This is a genomic window from Bradyrhizobium sp. MI1.4 (assembly GCF_055811315.1).
This window is the reverse complement of record NZ_JBVVPP010000065.1, coordinates 7,333-11,937: the sequence shown is the minus strand read 5'-3', so window position 1 is coordinate 11,937 and position 4,605 is coordinate 7,333. Positions and strand designations below refer to the sequence as shown.

At 66.2% G+C, this 4,605-nt stretch carries 4 protein-coding genes; all 4 read left to right on the top strand.

Translation table 11 applies throughout. The annotated features are described in order from the left end of the window. Positions 1–280 precede the first annotated feature (280 nt). Positions 281–1,699 carry a threonine synthase gene (gene thrC / locus AC0L23_RS35840; RefSeq protein WP_018459997.1) on the top strand — a complete coding sequence of 473 codons (1,419 nt, stop codon included), beginning with the start codon at positions 281–283 and terminating at the stop codon, positions 1,697–1,699. Beyond that, positions 1,696–2,985: a M16 family metallopeptidase gene (locus tag AC0L23_RS35835; protein ID WP_007599446.1), complete on the top strand. Its 1,290-nt coding sequence runs from the start codon at positions 1,696–1,698 to the stop codon at positions 2,983–2,985. The genes thrC and AC0L23_RS35835 overlap by 4 nt, the downstream gene beginning before the upstream one ends. 39 nt (positions 2,986–3,024) lie before the next feature. Beyond that, the gene (locus tag AC0L23_RS35830; RefSeq protein WP_007599447.1) at positions 3,025–3,612 is read left to right on the top strand and encodes a GNAT family N-acetyltransferase; all 588 of its coding nucleotides are present in this window, start codon (positions 3,025–3,027) and stop codon (positions 3,610–3,612) included. 121 nt (positions 3,613–3,733) lie between these two features. Next, the gene (locus tag AC0L23_RS35825) at positions 3,734–4,390 is read left to right on the top strand and encodes a hypothetical protein (RefSeq protein ID WP_018459996.1); all 657 of its coding nucleotides are present in this window, start codon (positions 3,734–3,736) and stop codon (positions 4,388–4,390) included. Positions 4,391–4,605: the final 215 nt, after the last annotated feature.

Genomic DNA, 4,605 nt, shown 5'->3' with positions numbered 1-4,605 from the left:
CCCTACTTTTTTTGGGGGGGGGCCCCCCCAACCCCCACACCGGGGCCCCCCAAAACCCCCACCCCTCCCACGCGGGGGGGGGGCATGCCCCCCCCCCCTTTTCGTTGGCAGCGCTTTTCGTTGGCAGCCTTTTTCCTTGGACGGCCCCAGGCGCGAAGCGGTTTCCTGATGCCGCAAAACACTTTATGGTGGCCCAAAGCCTCTGGCTGTTAACAAGTAATTTCGTAAAATCAAAGGCTTGCGGACCGAGTCCAGGCTCGGCCGGCCTTTGGAGGGCAGTTTGACTCGTTATATCTCGACCCGGGGCGAGGCCCCCGAACTCGGCTTCTGCGACGTGATGCTGACCGGGCTCGCTCGCGACGGCGGCCTGTATGTGCCGGCCACCTGGCCGCAACTCTCGCCTGACGCCATCGCCGGCTTTTTCGGGCGTCCCTATTGGGAGGTCGCGGTCGAGGTGATCCGCCCTTTCGTCGCCGGCGAGATCTCGGACGCCGAGCTCGGCCGTATGGCGAACGAGGCCTACGCCACCTTCCGCCATCCGGCGGTGGTGCCGCTGCGCCAGATGGCGCCGCACCAGTTCGTGCTGGAGCTGTTCCACGGCCCGACGCTCGCCTTTAAGGACGTGGCGATGCAGCTGATCTCGCGGCTGATGGACCACGTGCTCGCCCAGCGCGGCCAGCGCACCACCATCGTGGTCGCGACCTCGGGCGACACCGGCGGTGCTGCGGTCGACGCGTTCGCAGGACTCGAAAATGTCGATCTCATCGTGCTGTTCCCGCATGGCCGCATCTCCGAGGTGCAGCGGCGAATGATGACGACGACGGGCGCGGCCAACGTCCATGCGCTTGCCGTCGAGGGCAATTTCGACGATTGCCAGGCCCTCGTGAAGGCGATGTTCAACAACCATCGCTTCCGCGATGCGACGTCGCTGTCCGGCGTCAATTCCATCAATTGGGCGCGCATCGTCGCCCAAGTGGTCTACTATTTCACCTCCGCCGTTGCCGCCGGTGCACCCGCGCGCGCGGTGGACTTCGTTGTGCCGACCGGCAATTTCGGCGACATCTTCGCCGGCTATGTCGCCAAGCGCATGGGTCTTCCGGTGCGGACCCTGGGCATCGCCGCCAACGTCAACGACATCCTGGCGCGCACGCTGAAGACCGGGATCTACGAGGTGCGCGAGGTCCACGCGACGGCTTCGCCGTCGATGGACATTCAGATCTCCTCGAATTTCGAGCGGCTGCTGTTCGAGGCTGGCGGGCGCGATGCCGCCGGCGTGCGCCGTCTGATGGATTCACTGAAGCAATCGGGACGCTTCGTGCTGCCCGATGCGACGCTGGCCGCGATCCGCGAGGGGTTCGACGCAGGCCGGGCCGACGAGACCGAGACCGCGGCCGCGATCCGCGCCGCCTGGCGCGAGGCCGGCGAGCTGGTCGATCCCCACACCGCGGTCGCGCTTGCGGTCGCCGACCGCGACACCACGGACAGGACGGTTCCCAGCATCGTGCTGTCCACCGCCCATCCGGCCAAATTCCCCGATGCGGTCGAAGCGGCCTGCGGCCAGCGGCCGCAACTGCCGGCCTGGCTCGATGGTCTGATGACCAAATCCGAACACATGAAGGTGATGAAGAACGACCAGACCGAGGTCGAGCGGTTCGTGCTGTCGGTCAGCCGCGCCGCGAAACAGGGAGTTGCCGGATGAGCGTCGAGATTTCCAAGCTTGCGTCCGGCCTCACTGTCGTCACCGACAAGATGCCTCATCTCGAGACCGCGGCGCTCGGCGTCTGGGCCGGCGTCGGCGGGCGCGACGAGAAGCCCAACGAGCACGGCATCTCGCATCTTCTGGAACATATGGCATTCAAGGGCACGACGAAGCGCTCCTCGCGCGAGATCGTCGAGGAGATCGAGGCGGTCGGCGGCGACCTCAATGCCGGCACCTCGACCGAGACCACGTCCTATTATGCGCGGGTGCTGAAGGCCGACGTGCCGCTCGCACTCGACGTGCTCGCCGACATCCTGGCCAATCCCGCCTTCGAGCCCGACGAACTCGAGCGCGAGAAGAACGTCATCGTGCAGGAGATCGGCGCGGCGCAGGACACGCCTGACGACGTCGTGTTCGAGCATCTCAACGAGCTCTGCTATCCCGACCAGCCGATGGGCCGCTCGCTGCTCGGCACTGCGAAGACCTTGCGTGCCTTCAGCCGCGACTCGCTGCGCGACTATCTGTCGACGCACTACCGCGGCCCTGACATGGTGGTGGCGGCCGCCGGCGCGGTCGATCACAAGCAGGTGGTCGCCGAGGTCGAGCAGCGCTTTGCCAGTTTTGAGGGGACAGCGGGTCCCAAGCCGCAACCCGCACAATTCGGCAAGGGCGGCACCAAGGTGGTGCATCGCGAGCTCGAGCAGGCGCATCTGACCTTGGCGCTGGAGGGCGTGCCGCAGACCGATCTGTCGCTGTTCTCGCTCCAGGTCTTTACCAACATCCTCGGCGGCGGGATGTCGTCGCGGCTGTTCCAGGAGGTGCGCGAGAAGCGCGGCCTCTGTTACTCAATCTACTCGTTCCATGCCCCCTATACCGACACCGGCTTCTTCGGCCTCTACACCGGCACCGATCCGGCCGATGCGCCCGAGATGATGGAGGTCGTGGTCGACATCATGAATGATTCGGTCGAGACCCTGACCGAGGTCGAGATCGCGCGTGCCAAGGCGCAAATGAAGGCGGGGCTGCTGATGGCGCTGGAGAGCTGCTCGTCCCGCGCCGAGCAGCTTGCTCGGCATGTGCTGGCCTATGGCCGGCCCCAGACTGCCGAGGAGCTGGTGGCCCGGATCGACGCCGTCAGCGTCGAATCGACCCGGGATGCGGCGCGTGCGCTGCTTTCGCGCAGCCGCCCTGCGGTTGTCGCATTGGGCAGTGGCAGGGGTCTGGACACGGCGGTGTCTTTTGCGGAAGGATTGACCCGGGCACGCGCCAAGGCGCGGCTGCATTAGGAGCCGCGCACGGGTTGATCCGCCCCGGGAAGCATCACCATGGCCCTCTTCCGCCTGCCATCCAGTGGACCCGCCGCTCTCGCGCCGCGCGGCAACGGCCTGTTGCTACGCGCGCCGCAGATGTCGGACTTCCTGCAATGGGCCCATCTGCGCGAGTCCAGCCGCGATTACCTGACCCCCTGGGAGCCGATCTGGCCGTCGGATGATCTCACCCGCTCCGGTTTCCGCCGTCGCCTGCGCCGCTATTCCGAGGACATCGCCGCGGACCGGTCCTATCCCTTTCTGATCTTCCGGGAGCTCGACGGCGCCATGGTCGGCGGCATCACGCTCGCCAATGTCCGCCGCGGCATCGTCCAGGCCGGCACCATCGGCTATTGGGTCGGCAAGCCCCACGCCCAGCGCGGCTACATGACGGCCGCGCTGCGGGTGCTGCTGCCGACGCTGTTCGGCGAGCTCAATCTGCACCGGGTCGAGGCCGCCTGCATCCCGACCAATGCGCCCTCGATCCGGGTGCTGGAGAAGTGCGGTTTCTCCCGCGAGGGGCTGGCGCGCCGCTATCTCTGCATCAACGGGGTCTGGCAGGACCATTTGCTGTTCGGCCTGCTGCACGAGGATTTCCGCGGCTGAGCCCGTTGATTGATGCGGCCAAAGTCTCCTTGTTTGCTGCCTTGGGTTCGCCGGTTTTGACGATATAACGGCGCAACCCGGCCGGTGATCGGCCGGGATGTCGTCAGGAGTATGGGTGTTGATGGTGCAGGAGCTTCGGTCATCGCGGAATGCGTTGCGGCGGGGGGCGGCGGTCGCGCTGGCGTTGTCAGTTGCGCTCGTCTCCATCTCGCCGGTCGCGGCGCAGTCGCTGACCGATCGATTCAAGGGCCTGTTCGGCGGCAAGTCGGACGAGCCGGCCCAACCCAAGCCGGCGCCTGCGCCGGGCCAGCCGGCGGCTGATGACGATCTTGATTGCCCGCAGGTCACGGTGCGTGCCGGAGCCTCCACCTACGCGGTCGGTGCCACTGGGAAGCCGGCCGTCGGCAACGAGATCCGCTTCCAGGCCACCATCACCAAGATGGCGCGCGAATGCGCCCGCAATGGCGGCGATATCACGGCCCGGATCGGCATCCAGGGCCGCGTCATTGCCGGACCCGCCGGCGCGCCTGCGAGCGTCGAGGTGCCGCTGCGCGTCGCCGTGGTGCAGGGCGGCGTCGGCGAGAAGGTGATCGCTTCCAAGGCCTACCGGACCACGGTCGGAATGTCGGAGGGCGGCAGCGTGCCGTTCACCTTCGTGGCCGAGGATCTGGTCTACCCGATGCCTTCGGCCAAGGACGCCGATAGCTACATCTTCTATGTCGGCTTCGATCCGCAGGCGCTATCACCCGAGCCGAAGGCGCGGGCGAAGAAGAAGTAACCACGTCAAGATAGTCGTCATGCCCCGCGAAGGCGGGGCATCCAGTACGCCGCGGCTTCTCGATCTATTAGGGCTGTCTCTGGAATACTGGATCGCCCCCCGTCGCGGGCGATGACATCAGATTTTGCGATGGAGTGGCCGACAAAAAAAAAATCCCGGGCGGGGTGGGCCGGGGGTTTTTTTTTTGTAGGGGGTTTAACCCAGATTAGGGTGTT